At 69.8% G+C, this 16155-nt stretch carries 14 protein-coding genes; 4 read left to right on the forward strand and 10 right to left on the reverse strand.

What is annotated here, in order from left to right; all coding sequences use genetic code 11:
- Positions 1 to 256: 256 nt before the first annotated feature.
- The 6 genes from AC5L38_RS22260 to AC5L38_RS22285 form a co-directional block, all read right to left on the reverse strand.
- Positions 257 to 2239, reverse strand: coding sequence for a hypothetical protein (locus AC5L38_RS22260; protein WP_495244748.1), 1983 nt, complete (start codon positions 2237 to 2239; stop codon positions 257 to 259).
- Between the two features lie 816 nt (positions 2240 to 3055).
- Positions 3056 to 3637 carry a dihydrofolate reductase family protein gene (locus AC5L38_RS22265; protein ID WP_495244749.1) on the reverse strand — a complete coding sequence of 194 codons (582 nt, stop codon included), beginning with the start codon at positions 3635 to 3637 and terminating at the stop codon, positions 3056 to 3058.
- A gap of 66 nt (positions 3638 to 3703) precedes the next feature.
- Positions 3704 to 4543, reverse strand: a complete 840-nt coding sequence (locus tag AC5L38_RS22270) for a helix-turn-helix domain-containing protein (RefSeq protein WP_495244750.1) — start codon at positions 4541 to 4543, stop codon at positions 3704 to 3706.
- A 153-nt stretch (positions 4544 to 4696) separates the two neighbouring features.
- Entirely contained in the window at positions 4697 to 5722 is a 1026-nt protein-coding gene (locus AC5L38_RS22275; RefSeq protein ID WP_495244751.1) for a hypothetical protein, read from the reverse strand.
- Positions 5719 to 6201, reverse strand: a complete 483-nt coding sequence (locus AC5L38_RS22280) for a SigE family RNA polymerase sigma factor (RefSeq protein ID WP_495244752.1) — start codon at positions 6199 to 6201, stop codon at positions 5719 to 5721. The genes AC5L38_RS22275 and AC5L38_RS22280 overlap by 4 nt, the downstream gene beginning before the upstream one ends.
- A 710-nt stretch (positions 6202 to 6911) precedes the next feature.
- Positions 6912 to 7919 (reverse strand): AraC-like ligand-binding domain-containing protein, encoded by a 1008-nt coding sequence (locus AC5L38_RS22285; protein ID WP_495244753.1) that lies wholly within the window; start codon positions 7917 to 7919, stop codon positions 6912 to 6914.
- A 337-nt stretch (positions 7920 to 8256) separates the two neighbouring features.
- Here AC5L38_RS22285 and AC5L38_RS22290 point away from each other — a divergent pair, with 337 nt between their 5' ends.
- Positions 8257 to 9264 (forward strand): RNA polymerase subunit sigma-70, encoded by a 1008-nt coding sequence (locus AC5L38_RS22290; protein ID WP_495244754.1) that lies wholly within the window; start codon positions 8257 to 8259, stop codon positions 9262 to 9264.
- 371 nt (positions 9265 to 9635) lie between these two features.
- On the opposite strand, the gene AC5L38_RS22295 is transcribed toward AC5L38_RS22290, so the two are convergent.
- The 3 genes from AC5L38_RS22295 to AC5L38_RS22305 all read right to left on the reverse strand — a co-directional run bounded on the left by AC5L38_RS22295 (position 9636) and on the right by AC5L38_RS22305 (position 12485).
- On the reverse strand, positions 9636 to 10199 hold the full coding sequence (locus AC5L38_RS22295; RefSeq protein WP_495244755.1) for a dihydrofolate reductase family protein: 564 nt from the start codon (positions 10197 to 10199) through the stop codon (positions 9636 to 9638).
- A 406-nt stretch (positions 10200 to 10605) separates the two neighbouring features.
- Positions 10606 to 11286, reverse strand: coding sequence for a response regulator (locus AC5L38_RS22300; protein WP_495244756.1), 681 nt, complete (start codon positions 11284 to 11286; stop codon positions 10606 to 10608).
- The gene (locus tag AC5L38_RS22305) at positions 11265 to 12485 is read right to left on the reverse strand and encodes a sensor histidine kinase (RefSeq protein ID WP_495244757.1); all 1221 of its coding nucleotides are present in this window, start codon (positions 12483 to 12485) and stop codon (positions 11265 to 11267) included. Before AC5L38_RS22305 ends, AC5L38_RS22300 begins: the two co-directional genes overlap by 22 nt.
- Positions 12486 to 12741: 256 nt before the next feature.
- Here AC5L38_RS22305 and AC5L38_RS22310 point away from each other — a divergent pair, with 256 nt between their 5' ends.
- Together AC5L38_RS22310 and AC5L38_RS22315 are read left to right on the forward strand one after the other, a co-directional pair.
- The gene (locus tag AC5L38_RS22310) at positions 12742 to 13134 is read left to right on the forward strand and encodes a DUF6326 family protein (protein ID WP_495244758.1); all 393 of its coding nucleotides are present in this window, start codon (positions 12742 to 12744) and stop codon (positions 13132 to 13134) included.
- Positions 13135 to 13366: 232 nt separating this feature from the next.
- Entirely contained in the window at positions 13367 to 13888 is a 522-nt protein-coding gene (locus AC5L38_RS22315; protein WP_495244759.1) for a 2'-5' RNA ligase family protein, read from the forward strand.
- 214 nt (positions 13889 to 14102) lie between these two features.
- Here the strand turns inward: AC5L38_RS22315 and AC5L38_RS22320 are convergent, their stop codons facing one another.
- A complete protein-coding gene (locus tag AC5L38_RS22320) occupies positions 14103 to 14882 on the reverse strand; it encodes an SDR family oxidoreductase (protein WP_495244760.1) in 780 nt (259 codons plus the stop codon).
- Positions 14883 to 14938: 56 nt separating this feature from the next.
- Here AC5L38_RS22320 and AC5L38_RS22325 point away from each other — a divergent pair, with 56 nt between their 5' ends.
- Positions 14939 to 15523 carry a TetR/AcrR family transcriptional regulator gene (locus AC5L38_RS22325; protein ID WP_495244761.1) on the forward strand — a complete coding sequence of 195 codons (585 nt, stop codon included), beginning with the start codon at positions 14939 to 14941 and terminating at the stop codon, positions 15521 to 15523.
- The last annotated feature ends 632 nt before the right edge of the window (positions 15524 to 16155 follow it).

Genomic DNA, 16155 nt, shown 5'->3' on the forward strand with positions numbered 1-16155 from the left:
CGGCCTGTCGAACCCGTTCGCAGGAGGCCGGAGGACACCGCCGAACCGCCGCCCGACGCGATCTCAATGATCGGATGCTCGTGATCGATCGTGCCCGCTCCCAGGCCTCCCGCTCGTCTCCGTCGTCACCCGGGGCAAAGCAACCCTGGGTGACGACGGAGACGGAGGTGCTGTGCCGACCGTGGCCCCAGCTCCTGGGGAGATCACCCTGTCAGTGGCTGCTGAGACGGCGTCAAAGTGGTCGCTTCCGGTCGCGTTACTGGCGCGAGAGTGCGCGGGTGAGGCCTGCCAGGATGGTCGTCGCGAGGATCCACCCCGCAGTGATCATCGCCGCGGCGAGCCACTGTTGCGCGCCGCGCGGGCCGAAGGCGCTCTCCTGTCCGAAGCTGATGATCGGCAGGAGCAGGTCCAGGGTGTAGAGGAAGGCGTTGAAGGCAGGAGCCTCGCCCGGCTTGAAGGCCGGTGGCTGGTGGGCGGTGAAAACGACCGTGCCGACAAGGAGAAGGGCTGCGAGCCAGAGCGCGGCGCGAAAGGGCCGGTAGCCGTACCCGACGGTCCAGTCCTGCACGTACCCCCACAGCCGCGCCCCGAGCCGCTGCCCCGAGCGGCGGCGACGCTGTTTGGCCAGCAGCACGTCGCGAGCAGCCTCGTCGTGACCCTGCCGGCGGTAGACGGCGGCCAACTGCTCATAGGGTTGAGGCTGGTAGTCCTCCCTGGCCAGCCAGTCAAGTCGCTCCCGGACAGGCAGGGGAGCCTCCAGGCTGTCATAGGTGAAGCCGTTCATCAGGACGTGAGCGGGCCACCGGCCGGGAACATCATCGAGTACGCCGACCCGGCTGTGGCGAAGGTCGACGGCCCGCAGCAGTTCCGTCTGGGGCCCGATCCTCAGCGAAGCCGCCTCCACACCACGAAGGTGAAGGTCACCGTCGACGGTGGTCTCCGCGAGGCACAGCGTGGCGGCGATCCGGGAGTTCCTGATCGAGACGTCTCCTGCGGCCGTGAAGCCTTCGCAGCAGTCGATGCCCCCGCCCGCGATCACCTCCCACAGGGACAGGACCCGCCCGCCGGGATTGCTGAGGGCGGCACCGTGAAACTCCACGCTGCCCTCGATCCGGGCGTTGACGAGCACGATCTCCCCGTCGGCACGGAAGCCTTCGCTGCAGCTGAGCCTGCCGGTGACCCCCAGCCGGCGCAGGGAGAGCGCCGTCGCGCCCGGGTTGGACAACGTCCCGCCGTCGAGGTTGACCGATCCGCGGACCTGGGTGGAGTCCAGAAAGACCTCTCCGTTCGCCACGAAACCTGGTGTGAGCCGCAGCCCGCTGCCGATCTCCATCAGCGGCGCGTTCAGTACGCGTCCTCCCGGATTGGCGAGGCTCGCCTGCGCGAAACGGAGCGAACCGGCCACGCGGGCTCCGCGCAGAAGGATTTCGCCTTCGGCCGAGAAGCCGTCATCGATGCGCAGCCCGCCCTCGACACTGAGTCTCTCCGCGTTCAGGGCGATGCCGTCCGGGTTGGACAGCTGGGCTCCGCTGAAGACGCACCGGCGCCCTATCCGGGCGTCCTGCACGCTCAGCTCCCCCCAGGAGCGGAAACCGCGGGCACCCGACAGCCCGCCGTCGATGACCGCCCCCTCGGCGGTGAGGCTGAAGCCGCCCGACCGCCCGACCCGTGCGCCGTCGAGGGTCATCGTCCCGCCGATCCTGGCGCCGACAACGCGTAACTCACCGTCGATGACGGCGTTCGCGCACAGAAGATCACGGTCGACGATCAGGCCGTCGGCATGGACCGCCTGAAGTGCGTGGATCGCCGCGCCGCTGAGATTCAACGTCCCGGACACGTGGGCCCCGGCGAGCTGGATCGGGCCGGTCATCTCGCAGCCTTCCAGGCGCAGTGCCCCGCCGATCACAGCGTCCACGGCCTGCAGTCCGGGTGCCCGGGAGGCCGCGAGGTCCACCAGGCCGGTGCGGGCTCCGGTGAAGACCGGCGCTTCCTCGAACTCGCACCTGGTCAAGACCAGAGGGTGTTGCACCTCGGCGTACGACAGGTCCAACCGGCCCGCGATCCGGGCACCGGACAGGTGCATGCCGGGCGTCTGCCCCGCGAGGCGTTCCTGTGCGCCGAGCAACATCCCCGCGATGACCGCGGCCCGGACGGGGGTGCCGGAAAGATCCACAGGACGCGCTACGGGAAACGCCTCCCAGAGGGCGAGTTCCGGCTCGGACAGATCCTCGATGATCACAGGGCACTCCTGGAAGGTCGCACGCGCGTCGGTAAGGAGAGCCTCCAAGGTCACCAACTGTCTTGGCAACCTTCGTGCCCGGCCCATCTCCTGGATCGCGAAGTGCGTGATTCGCGGAAACGACCAGTTCCGCAACGACCAGTTCCGCGAGACCGGAGCCCGGTGTCGTCCGGCCGCGGGCCCGGCGGGCCGAAGAAGCCGGGCCGCTCGGCGACCCGGTCCTCGGCGGCGTCGCGGAAGGCGCACGCGAAGCGGTGACCTCCCGCGGTCGCGGTCGCCGAACAGCGTGCCACCGAACGCATCACCGCCGCCGAACGACGCGCCACCGCCGCCCAGAAGAAGCATGAACGGCGCCACCGGGTCGCCGGCGCCGTGGCGCAGGAGGTCCGAGGTGGTCGCCTTCCGGCGTCCGCTACGGCTCGATCCGCTGCGACAGGCCGCCGGCCTGCACGTCGAGGGCTCGGCTGTAAATGATCTTGAACTTCGAGCCGACGCCTTTACGTTGTAGATTTATTATTGAACTCCCCAGGTAAGGACGTCCGCCCCGTGCGATCTGCTGCTCTCGTCACCCCGCATCCAGGGGGTGCGCCGCTCCCCCGGTCGGCGACCTCGCCGGCCAGATGGCTTCAGAGCCCGCGCGGAGATGTCGGCGGAGTTCTTCAGGCTCCTCCCCCACGACGCCGTCCCCCGAGCGCCCGGTGCTGGGCGGATCGGCGTCGGCCGCCCGACCGGCGCCGGCGATGCGCAAACGCGGCCGGAGGCCCGATCTTGTGTCACCGTTCGCAGCGGACTTCTTCGCGTACCCGCTCAGATCAGTCAACGGCGCACCCGATAGCGCAGGTGAAGCACCCGGTTGCCCTGAATCACCACGTCAGGATCCTCCAACAGGTGCTGCGCGTCGACCGACCCGAAGTAACGCTTGCCGGACCCGAACACCACGGGTACGACGTCCATGCGCACCTCGTCGACCAGGCCCGCGGCAAGCGCCTGGCCGCCGACGTCGCCGGCGGCGACCTCGACCATGCGGTCACCCGCGAGCTCCTGCGCCTTGGCCACGGCCGCCTCGACGCCGTCGACGAAGTGAAACGGCGCCTGGGGGTCCCAGCCCTCGGGCATCGGCCGGTGTGTCACGACGACCACGTGGTCGATCCCGCTCGGAGGCTTCCCGTCCCAGCCGTCCGTCATGTCGAAGACGTGGCGGCCGGCGATCGTCACCCCGATCCGATCCCAGTACGGCCGGGTGTAGTCGTAGGACGTCTGCGACACCTTCAGCCCACCGCTCTCGTCCAACGGGACGTCACCGCCGGTCAACCAGTCGAACAGCGGTCCGGGCTGGTCATTCTCATCCGCGATGAAACCGTCCACCGACACCGTGCTGTACATGACGACCTTGCCCACGGGGCTCTCCTCTACTTCGGGGTGGCCCCAAATTAGCGGGTCGTGAGCTGTCGCTCTTGTAAGAAATCAATCGGCCGGCAGCGGCCAGCCATCGAACACGTGACCGGGATGTTCGCGCAGGAACCGCTGCCGCACTTCGACGTACCGGGTCGGCGTGAGCCCGGTGAACGCCCGGAACTCGTGACCGAAGTGGGCCTGGTCGAAGTAGCCCGCGCCACCGGCGAGCTCGCCCCAGTCGATCGGCCCGGCGGGGTCGATCGCGAACACGGAGGCGGTGAAGCGGTAGGTGCGGGCCAGCCGCTTCGGCGTGACGCCGATGAGCTCCTTGAACCGCTGTGCCAGGTGAGTGCCGCTGACACCGGCCGCCACGCTCAGGTCGCCGATCGCCACCGCCCCGCCGGCCGCCGCGATGACGCTGCTCGTATGGCGGACCAGCCCCAGGCCGGCGGTCTCGCCCAGCCGTCGCATCAGCTCCTCCTCGAGCAGCGTCAGCATCTCGTGCGGTCCGGCCGCCGTGGCCAGCCGGTCTCGCAACTCGGCGACGGCGGGCCGCCCCCAAACCTGCTCCACCGTCACCGGCCGGTCACACAGCTCGGCCGCGGGCATCGGCAGGAACGGCGCCAGCCCCCACGGCTTGACGTGCACGCCGACGGACCGGGTCCCCGGCGGATAGCCGAACTCGAAGGCGCGGGTGGGCATGGTGATCACGCAGCCGTCGGCGTACTCGGCCATCTCGATGTCGGTGCCGGCGCGGATGCGAAACGGCGCCCCGAGGTTGACGATGAGCAACGCCGACGGACTCGGCGGCAGCGTCAGCCGGGTGTACGGAGGCGCACCCTCCAGGTAGTAAAGGTCGTCGATCAGCCCGTCCAGCGGCGGTCGCGGCACTCTGGACACGTACTCCACGCCCACAGTATCGCCGACGTCCCCTTCGGCATCGCGCCGTGGGGGTAGGGCACCTGGACTTCCGAGGTTGCCATGTTCACACCGCCGCAGCGCGATCGATGGCCGCTTCCGGCCCTGCCTCGGCTGCCCCACACTGGCGTGGCGGACATGTTCCTACGATCGCTCGAACAGGCCGACCGACCACCGGATCGGGCGGTTGGTGGACTGACCGGCCATGAAGAGCTCCACGGTGATGGTGGTGGGCTCGGTCAGGTGGAGCTCGCTCATCGCCATCGGGAACCTGCCTGAGGTCCAGACACCGCAATTCTTGATGGCGCCCCCGCTCTGGCCGTTCGTCCTGAAGCTGAACTGCAGCCGCGTGGCCAGCTCGCCCGAGCAGAGCTGGTCGAGGGCGACCCTGCCCGCCTTGCCGCCGACCTCGAAGGTGGCCGTGGTGTCCTGCGGCCACAGGCCGCTTTTCGTTTCGGCGAGCTGCCACTTGCCTATCTTCCCGGGGATGTTTCGCGGTGGGTCGGGCGTGACCGGTCGTGCGGGCGGGGTCCACTCGTATACGCCCAGCACCCACGAACCACGCGCACGCGCCTGGGTGACGCACGGACCACCCGGCTCCTCCCGGGTGCAGCCCTGACCGGAGGTCACCGTGCTGAAAGTGGCCGTCACCTCCGTGACGCCTTCGGGGACGTCCAGCGGCTGCAGCCGCAGCTCCCGATCACAGTTCATGAACGAGACCGGTATGCGCAGCCGAGACCCCGTGACCTCGATTCGCGGCGGGCTGTCGTCCGGCCCCACGCACATGCCTCCGACGTCCAGCGGCTTGCCGGTGTAGGGGACCTTGAGCGTGGCCTTGGCGTTGCCCGTCTTCTCGATCGCGGTCCTGGCCACGAGCCGGTAGCCTGTGCCGTCCGCCGAGGTGAACCGCTCCGGCAGCACGGGCATGAGCCCATCCGAGACCGTCGTGGCGGTCTCGGGCTGCGGCGTGGCGGGCAGGAGCGGCACGGCCAGCGCCACCGCCGCCGCCACGACGGCCGCGCCCACCGTGCCCACCGCGCCCACCGCGGTCCGCCTGCGCCTCCGGGTCCTTCGCACGCGGTCGCGTACCTGCTCGTCGCGCGACGGGTTCGGCGGCGGCAGCAGGTCGGCGTGCTCGCGCAGTACGTCGCGGAGATTCTCTACGGTCACCTCTGCAGCTCCCTAACCACCGACTCGTCGATTCTCAGCTTGGCCAGCGCCTTGGCGGTCTGGCTCTTGACCGTCCCGGGGTTGCAGCCGATGAGCTGGGCCACCTCGGCCACCGGGAGGTCCTCGTAGAACCGCAGCACGATCACCGCGCGCTGCCGGGCGGGCAGACGGCCCACCGCCCGCCAGAGCGCCGCCCGCTCGTCCGCCACCTGGTCGTGCACCGGCTTCTCCGGCAGGCCGTCGCTGGGCAGTTCCCGGCGCCACCGCCTGCGCCACCACGAGGTGTGGGTCGTGATGAGCACCCGCCGCACATACGCCTCCGGCTCGTCGATGCCCGGCCAGGCGAACCACGCCTTCGCCAAAGATTCCTGCAGGAGGTCCTCGGCCGTGGCCCAGTCGTGGGTGAGGAGGTACGCGAAGCGCAGGAGCCGGTCGGACCGCGCCACCACGAAGTCCTGAAATATAGCCCTGTCGGCCACCTGGTTGCCTTCCGTTGGTCTGCTGACGGTACAGACGCATCGGCCACGGCGGCGGGTTGCCCGACGGTGGGGTGCGATCCGGGGAAATTCGATGGCGGGCGGGGACAACGGCGTGGGTTGGGCGCGTCGGCCCGGTTCAGAGCCTCTCGTATTCGCTCCCGAAGCAGTTACCCGAACTCTCGCCAGTGTCGACCCCGACCTTTTCGCCCCAGGCCCGTCGAGCCCGATCGCGTTGTTGTGGTCGCGGAGTCGACCGACGACGAAAGCCTCGTCGCCGACTCGGTCGGCTAATCAGGGGTGTAGGGGGTGCCGTGGAGGAGCGGGGCCGGTCGCACCACCGCGGCCGATACCGGAACCGCCCGGAACAGCGACAGCCCCGGGGTCACAGCCGTGACGACGGCCACCGAGGTCCGTTTCTTCATGCGGGCTGAAAACGACCACGACGAACTCCGGCGCATACCCTGTCATCCTCCGAACACGTCAGCGCGAGCAGGAAGGCCCTCGCGTTACCCCGGCCCGCCGTGGCGTCTCGGCCAGGCCGAAGACAACGGTTCGGGGTGCTGGAAAAGCAACCGATCATGCAGAGCCGGTTCGCGTCGTTGTGTAGGGGTTCAGACGCAGAAGTAGTCGGCCCCATATGTCGCATATGTGAACGATGTCCCGGCACGATCTTGAGTTTGAGGTGATGCGGGAGGAAAGTCGTTGATTTTTCAGGCCGGGTTTCTTGTGTTTGCGGGCCCGGCGGCACGCAGGGCGGCCTGCCGGTGTTCGATCGGTGTCATGCCGTAGCCGGCGCGGAACGCGCGGGTGAAGGAGGGGGCGTCGGTGAACCCCCAGCGGCGGGCGATGACGTAGATGGCCTGGGAGCGCAGGGCCGGATCGGCCAGGTCGCGGTGACATCGGGCGAGGCGGCGTTGCCGTATCCAGGCGGCCACGGGCAGGTCTTCGTTGTGGAACAGCCGGTTCAGCTGGCGCCGGGAGATGTCGTGTGCTTCCGCGACCATCTGCGGTGTCAGGTACGGGTCGTGGAGGTTGTCGGCGATGAACGCCCGGATCCGCAGGAGCAGCCCGTGGTGGCGCGCCTCGGGGGGAACCGGCACATCGCCCGCCATGTGACCCAGGAGAACGGAGAGCAGGTCCAGCAGCGCACCGCTGAGCCGGGCCTCGCCCGCGCTCTCGGCGCTCTCGGCGCTCGAAGGAAGAGCCGCGCGGGTTATCAGGCGGGAGAGGATGTCGCCGAGGCCGTCGCTGTTGCTGATGCTCGCGCCCAGGAGCGGTGTGATTTTCCTCGGCGGAAGCGGAAGATGCGTTTTCGGGATCGCCACCATCACTTTTTGGGCCCAGAGTGCCGGGGTGAGCATGTGGGCACTGAAAGGGCTGGAGGAGTCATAGAGGACGAGGCTGCCGACGCCCACCCCCGCTTCCCCGTTGGCGTGGTCCAGTCCCAGGGTTCCCCGTTGTACGAGCGCGAGAAAGTACTGTTCAGGATCGCTGCGGCGGATCAGACTCGACGATCGCGTAGAGGTTGAGGCCGAAGAGGTGATCGTACTGACCTGCATGGGTCCGTGCGTCCGTAGCCGCATCGACGCCTGGAAGTCGTCTCGGTGTTCGGATTCGATCGCGACCGGGAAAAACGACGCGGCGGCCAGCTCACGCCAGCCGTTCAACCGCTCAGGGGCGGGAAGAGCGCTGCTGTCAAAAACCAGATCTGTCAACAAGGGCCTGCCTGTCTCCCGGGATCCTGCCTGACTTCAGTGTTACGCCCCACGCTCAGGAAATTTGGATCACGGCACAATAACGCTTCACCCTTGACTCTTTTCCTCCTGAAACCGCAGCTCGCGATGCACGGGTTGGCGGAGGTGGAGTCGGCGCCGAGTACCTTCTTCGCCGGGACCTCGGCATCGAGGGTGTGCCCGGCCCGGAGCACGTTCCCCGGATCGGTCCCGGCCCATCCGGCCTGGCGAAAGGCCCGGTGTCAGCGGCTTCACCGATCAGAAATCCTCCGCCACGTCGTCAGTTCTCTTGGCCCTCGCACCGATGGAAGGATTGACGACCATGACCGACACCAGACCGCTGGGCGCCGACGAGGCCACGTTCCTCGCGGCGGTCCGCTCAGGCGACACGGCGCGGTTCGCACTCATCACGGAGCGCCACCGGCGTGAGCTGCAGGTGCACTGCTACCGGATGCTCGCGAACTACGAGGACGCCCAGGACCTGACGCAGGAGACGTTCCTGCGAGCGTGGAACAAGCGGGAGTCGTTCAAGGGCCATGCGGCACTGCGGACCTGGCTGTACCGGATCGCGACGAACGCCTGCCTCGACTTCCTGGAGAAGCGCAACGACCGCACACCCGTACCGTCCGAGCTGCCGGGCCCCGGCTCCGAGGTGCTGTACCTGCAGCCCTACCCCGACCGGATGCTCCCCGAGGACCCGCAGGAATCGGCGGTGGCGCGGGAGACGATCGAGCTGGCGTTCATCGTCGCCGTCCAGCACCTGCCGCCGCGGCAGCGGGCGGTGTTCATCCTGCGCGACGTCCTCGGCTGGCCGGCGTCGAAGGCCGCCGACGCCCTCGAACTGACCGTCGCATCGGTGACCAGCGCACTGCAGCGGGCGCGTGTGACGATGCGCGAGCAGCTGCCCGCCCCCCGCCTCGACTGGCGGAGCCCCACCACCCACGAGCTGTCGAATGACGAGCGCGGCGTGGTGAAGTCGTACATGACCGCCCATGAGCGCAACGACCTGGACGGGCTGACGGCCCTGCTGCGCGACGACCTGCGCTTCGCGATGCTGCCCGAGGCGGGCACCTCGGTCATCACGGCCAAGGACGCGGTGGACGGCTGGATCTCCGGCGGGCTCTTCCAGCGCGGCCACGACGACTGGCGCTGTATCACCACGGCGGTCAACCGCATGCCTGCCGCCGTACTGTACCTCCGCACCCCCGACGACCCGGAGTACCGGCTGTTCGCCATCGCGGTCCTGCACATCGTCGACGGGGAGATCGCCGAGCTCACCGGATTCGACGCCACCGGCAAACCATGGCTGGACCTGCCCCCGACACTGTGATCAGACGAGTCCCCATCGCCGACGAGTCCGGCGCACGGGCCGCCGTCACCGCCGTCACCGCCGTCACCGCGAAACGAGCACCCCGACCTGCCGGACACCAACGCGGCAACGCGAACCCCACCGCCCCGCCGGCGTTGCCGGCGGGGCGTCTTCATACCCGAAGAACATCGTCACGATCAACGACGCCGTCGCCCTCATCTCCGGTACGTCGGTCAACAGCTCACTCGGAACGCGAGGAAGGGCCCGGGAAAGGTTGCCTCAAGGCCGAGGGTCACGATGAGCACGCCGGGAAGGATTTCGACCTGCACGAGCCCAGGACCTGCCCTCACGAGCCCAGGACCCGGCCTCACGAGCCGAGCATCCGGCCGTGCTCATCGCCTCGTCTCGTATCGGGTCAGCACCACGCCGCCGGGAAACGTCCGCGTCTCCACCAGGTTCAGGTTCACCCAGCTGTCCAGGGCCGTGAAGAACGGCGTGCCGCCGCCCAGCAAGGCCGGTGCGGTGACCAGCACGTACTCGTCGATCATCCCGGCCCGCATGGCCGCCCCGGCGAGCGTGGCGCCGACGATGTCCATGGGACCGCCGTCCTCGGCCTTGAGCCGGGCGATCTCGGTGACCGCGTCGCCGGTGACCAGGCGGGTGTTCCAGTCGACCTTGTCGATCGTCGAGGAGAACACCACCTTCGGCATGTCCCGCCAGCGGCGGGCGTACTCGATCTCCGCCGGTGTCGCGCCGGGCTGCTGGTCGGCGGTCGGCCAGTGGGAGCTCATCGCCTCCCACAGTTTGCGCCCGTACAGCGCCAGGCCGGTCGCCCCCACCCGATCCGACCACCACTGGAACAGCTCGTCGCTCGGTACGCTCCAGCCGAGGTCGTCACCAGGCGCGGCGATGTAGCCGTCCAGGCTCAGGTTCATGCCGAAGATCAGTTTCCGCATCGTGTCAGCCTCTCGTGAGTCGATCTCACACGTACAGACGGGCATGGCGCGGAAACCTAATCGGTGCGCGATCCGCTTCCTCCACTCCGGAAGGGCGGCCTCATGTTTGCGGGCGATAGGTCTTCAGTCCATTGTAAATGATCTTGACCTTCGAGCCGATGCCTTTACAATGTAGATTTATTACTGAACTCCGCAGGTAAGGCGCTGCTGGACCTGCGTACCGACTCCAGCGGATATGTCCGCAAGACCTGCCCTTGAAGTCTGTACGAAGAAGGCGATGAGCGCGGGTGCGACGGCCGCCAACGCGACGGCCGCCAACGCGGCGCCGGCGAAGCGCGCGACGGCCAGGCTCGCGCCCGGGAGGCGAGACGGCGGGCATCCGGGCCAGGTGCCGCCGGGGTGGAATTCAGCCGGTGAGGCCGGCGTCGTGGGCGAGCAGGGCGATCTGGGTGCGGTTGTTGAGGTCGAGCTTGTCGAGGATGCGCGAGATGTGGGCCTTCACGGTCGCGACGCTCATGAACAGCTCGCCGCTGATCTCGGCGTTGGACCTGCCCCGGCCCACGGCGACGGCCACCTCCCGTTCCCGTCCGCTGAGCAGGCTCAGCACGCGTACGGCGTGCTGCCGCCGGGCGGCGGCGCCGGTGTCGGCGACGTGGGCGATCAACTGGCGGGTCACCGTCGGCGACAAGATGGGCTCCCCGGCCGCCACCCGTACGATCGCGCGCAGGATCTCGGCGGGCGGCGTGTGCTTGAGCAGGAAGCCACCGGCCCCGGCGCGCAGGGCGCGCAGCACGTACTCGTCGGCGTCGAAGGTCGTCAGCACGATGACCTCGGGCGGGTCGGGCCGGGCACGCAGCAGCTCGGTGGCGGCCAGGCCGTCCAGTACGGGCATGCGGATGTCCATCAGCACCACGTCCGGGGCACAGGCCTCTACCGCGGCGGGCACCTCGGCTCCGCAGGCCGCCTCGCCCACCACGCTCAGCTCGGGCGAACCGCCGATGATCATCGCCAGGCCGGCCCGTACCAGCGGGTCGTCGTCCACGATGAGGACCCGGATCGCGGCGTTCACCCCGGCCACGGCAGCCATGCCCACAGCCGGAACTCACCCGTGCCGGTCGGGCCGTACTCCAGCCGTCCACCGGCCAGGCCGGCCCGCTCGGCCAGGCCGATCAGGCCACTGCCGCCGCCCGGGATCCCGGCGTCGGTGGTGGCGCCGGCCGGGTTGCGCACCTCAACGGTGAGCCCCTCCCCCGCCGCCCCGCCGACGGCCACCGACACCTGGCCGTCGCGGCCGTGCTTGCGGGCATTGGTCAGCCCTTCCTGCACGATCCGGTACGCGCCGCGCCCGATCGCCGCGGGCGCGGCCGCCGGTTCCCGCACCCGGCTGTCGAGCAGCACCCGCATGCCGGCGCGCCGTGACTGATCGACCAGGTCGGGAAGATCGGCCAGGGTGGGCTGGGGCCGCTCCGGCGCCTCCCCGGACCGGTCGAGGCCGGCGCGGAGCATGCCGATGACCTCGCGCAGATCCTCCAGCGCCCGGTGCGCGCTGTCGCGGATCACCCCGGCGGCCCGGGCGACCTCCTCGGGCGCGGCGTCGGGACGAAGCTCCAGCGCCCCGGCGTGCAGGCTGAGCAGGGACAGGCGGTGGGCGAGCACATCGTGCATCTCCCGGGCGATCCGGTCGCGTTCGGACCGGCGGACCTGGGCGAGGCGCAGTTCCCGCTCGGATTCGACCCGCCGGGCCCGTTCGCGCAGCGACTGCCGCCGGGCTCGTACGAGCATTCCCCAGGCGAGCACCGCGGCGACGCAGGCGAAGCCCAGCAGGGCCTGCCACCAGGGCGGCACCGGGACGTCCGGCCGGACCAGCGGCGTCAGGAACGGCGCCAGCACGCACCCGGCCACGATCGGGCCGACCACCGCCACGCGCCGGTGCGCCGCGACGGTGAACAGCGCGATCAGCGCCACCCCCGCGGCCGACATCGAATAGACGCCGAACGCCACCACGACCACCGCGAAGCCGACCGGCCTGCGCCGGCGCAGCCACACCCCCAGGCAGCTCAGCCCGCCGAGGGCGACGTCCACCGCGAACGGCACCGGCGCGGGATGCCGGCCGAGGCCTTCCATCACGTTGAGCGCCGTGAGGCCGATGGCCAGCAGGAACAACGCCACATCGGCCGCCCGGTCGCGCCCGGTGCGTCCGGCCGGGCGCGCCGGGGCGGGCTCGGGGTCGCTGAGCGCGTCGGCGGGGAGCAGGGTCCGACGCTCCAGGCCTGCCGGGGTCGTCACGCTCAAAGCGTACGGCCGCCCCCGCTCCAGCGGAATGCGACCAAAGTAGATCCCGTACCGCCGACCTTCGGCCATCCGGGCGCCGACCCGCGGCCGTAGCGATGCGCCCGCCCGTCGCGCCAGCCTGTCCCCATGACCGGTACGAACAGCTTCCGTCATCGCCGGCAGCCGCGCGGAACCGGCCGGGAATCCCCGGACCCCCTCCAACGACCCCCGTCCAACGACCCAGAAAGGCGCCGAGGCCGAAATGAGTGACGTGCGAGCAAGACTCTCCACCCTGTGGATCGTCGTCATGTTCACCATGCTCTACGCGGATGTCCTCAGTTTCCTGAACGCCGGATTCCTGCGGGGGCTCATGGCGGGGCATGCCGAGGGCGTTCCCGTCACCCCGCTGCTCCTGGTGGGATCCGCGGTCATGGTCGAGATCCCGATCGTGATGGTGGTGTTGTCGCGTGTGTTGAAACCGGCGGTGACCCGGCGGGTCACCGTGGTGGCGGCCCCGCTGACCGCGGCGTTCATCATCGGCGGCGGATCGGCGAAACCTCACTACCTGGTCCTGGCCACCGTGGAGGTGGTGTGCCTGGCCGTCATCCTGCGGCAGGCCTGGCGCATGGACACCTCACCCGCCGCGAGCCGTCCCGCGGGATGAGGCGTCGCCGATGCCGGGCCCGGCGGGCCCCGATCCACCCCCAGGGAAAAGTCACTCTGCGTGACGGTGGTGACATTGCGAGGTTTCGTGACTTCGTGACCCTCCGCGGGGCGGGTAAGGCCGACGGCGAGGAAGGACCTGACGGCCCCTGCGGAGCGGCTTAGCGTCGAGGTATGGCCGAGAAGGAAGCGGACGCGCCGATCTGCGCGCCCGTTACCGTTACCGTTGCCGGATGCACACCATCGAGCTGACCTGTGACGACATGCTCGACGCGGCGGTGCGCGCGGCCTGGGACCGGCTGGCGGCCGAGGGACTGCCCAGCCAGGCCCGGCACCCGCACCCGACCAACCGCCCCCATCTGACGCTGGCGGTCTGCGAACGGCTGCCGCCCGACGCGCCGGCCGCGTTCGCCGAGGCCTTCGGTGACCTGCCGGTGCCGGTCAGGCTGGGGCCGCTGCTGCTGTTCGCCGGCCGGGCGCGGGTGCTCGCCTGGGGCGTGGTGCCGCAGGCCCGGCTGCTGGCCGTACACGCGGGGGTGTGGCGGGTGCTGGGCGGATCCTGCGACGGCAACCCGCTGCACGCGCCGGGACGGTGGCTCCCGCATGTGACGCTCGCCCGCAACCTGGACACCGCGACCCGGGCGCGGGCGGTCACGGTGCTCGACGGACTGGCCGAGGCCACCGGGGCGTTCTGCGGCGCGCGCAGCTACGACGGCACGCTCCGCACGACCGTCCCCTTGGCGGGACAGGGCTGACCAGGCCTGTCACCGCCGCTCCTTCCGAGTCGGGGTACGCCCAAGGACATGAGCAAAACTCCGTGGGACAAGGACGTCGCCGCCCGGATCCAGTCGGCACGAGAATCAACCAAGCCGACTCCACCGAACTCGGGGTACATCATCCGCTCCACGGGCGGGCCGTAAGCGGCCAACCCGGCGCAGCCGACCATCAGCACCGCCGCTACTTCGGCGTCTAGATGACGGGGAGTTCACCGCCGTCGACCGTCAGGCTTACTCCGGTGACCCACTGAGCCCGGTCCGATGCGAGGTAGGCGACGGCCTCGGCGATGTCGCGCGGGTCTCCGGGACGTCCCAGAGGGATGCCCGCTGTGGTGGCGGCAAGCGGGACGTCCATCGCGTCGGCGAAGTTCTGGCGGATCGCGTCGGCGCCCGGGGTGAGCACGTTGCCGGGGATGATCGTGGTGACGCGGATTCCGGCGGGCGCGAGCTCGGAAGCGAGCGCTTTGCCGTAGGTGTTGAGGGCGGCCTTGGCGGCACCGTAGTGAGCCAATGGCGGCGCCGGCGTGAGGGCCGCTCCCGATGAGATGTTGACGATCACGCTGCCCGGCCCGGCCTCGCGCAGCGCCGGCAGCAGCGCGTTGTTGACCCTCACGGCGGACAGGTAGTTGAGGTTGAGTGCGTCGATCCATTCCTCGTCGGGGATGGATGAGATGCCCCCGATGTGGGCGCGTGCCGCCGCCGCGTTGTTGACCACGATGTCGACGCCGCCGAGTTCGTCGAGCGCCGCCGCGGTGAATGCCTGCACGCCCGCGAGCGTGCCGATGTCGCCCTGAATGAAGGTGGCGGCCTTCGGCGTCTCGTCGGAGGCGTTACGCGCCGTGGTGACGACGGTCGCGCCGCCGTCGAGCAGCCGCTGCACGATGGCCGCGCCGATCCCGCGACTGCCTCCCGTGACGATCGCGCGCTTTCCTGCGAACTCAGTGGTGTCGGGTGAGGTGCCAGTTCTGAACATACGGTCCACTATAACAGGTTCTGGACCGAACGTTCAGAACGGGGTACCATGGAGGCATGGGGCGACCACGGAAATTCAGTGAGCAAGACGTCCTGGCCACTGCGCGCCGGCAGTTCAGCGAGACCGGCTACCACGGCACCTCGGTCGACGATCTCTCCCGCGCGACAGGGCTCAGCAAGGGAAGCCTCTACGGCGCGTTCGGCGACAAGGAGGCCCTGTTCCAGCGAATATTCGAGGAGTACTGCGCAAACGCCGACGAGGACGCCGCCGCCCGGCTCGAAGGCCCGGAGGACCAGGCCCTCGACCGCCTCCGCAAATGGCTCACGTCGCCGGACAACCACACCGGTCGGGATGGCTGTCTGCTGGCCAAGGCCACGGCCGAACTGGCGTCAGAGAACGACGCCATCGCGACCAGGTCACTCGCAACGCACGAAATGCTGCTCGACAGCTGCCGCCAGCTTGTCGAGCAGGCGCAGCGCGCCGGGCACCTGGATCCGGCCGCCGACGCCGAGGTGCTCGGCGGACTGATCCTCACCACGCATCGCGGGCTCGAAGCGCTCGCCAAGGCAGGGATCGACGCGAAGACCAGGAACCGGATCGCCGACGCCGCGATCGACAGCATCGCACTGCCGGTTTCCTGACCCTGGAGTCGGCAGTTCCCGTCTGCGGCGCGGCAGACCTCGGTACTCAGTCCTCTGCGGAGCGGCCGGTGGCATGGTCGTGGGGCTCGCCGGCCAGTGCCCTTGGCGGCGGGAGGGCGGCGGGAGGGCGGCGGGAGTGGGCCCGCTCGGCGGCCTGGGCTGCCTGGCGCCGCTGCGCTTGGGTGCGTTCGCGGGCCTGTTCGTTTGACGTCCTGGCCTGCCCCCTGAGCGGCCGCGGCGTGATCTGCCCCTGAGGCTGATCGGCGAGCCGCATCAGCAGGAGTAACCGCTCGCGGCCTGCGCCGCACTGCAGGCGTGTTCGGCGGGAAGCACGGGAGGAGCCCATGGACGCCACGGGCTCCATACCTGCACGGTGTTCGGCCATACCTGGGCGAACAGGAGTCCTCGCCCGGCTCTCGCAGGGCGATCCCGATCCTGCCGTCGTACGCGGCGACCTCCTCGCGGATGCGCGGGTCCAGATCCAGAGCCCGGACGGCGCGTCGGGCCGCGTCGAGGTCGAGGGTTGTGGGCAGGTGCTTCTTCAACCACGAGTAGGTCCGAGCCGGTACCCTGGCCGGCGCCCGGAAGGTGTGTCGAGGGATGTTCGTGCGACAGTCGATCTCGGTGATGTT

The sequence above is a fragment of the Streptosporangium nanhuense genome, from assembly GCF_059358815.1.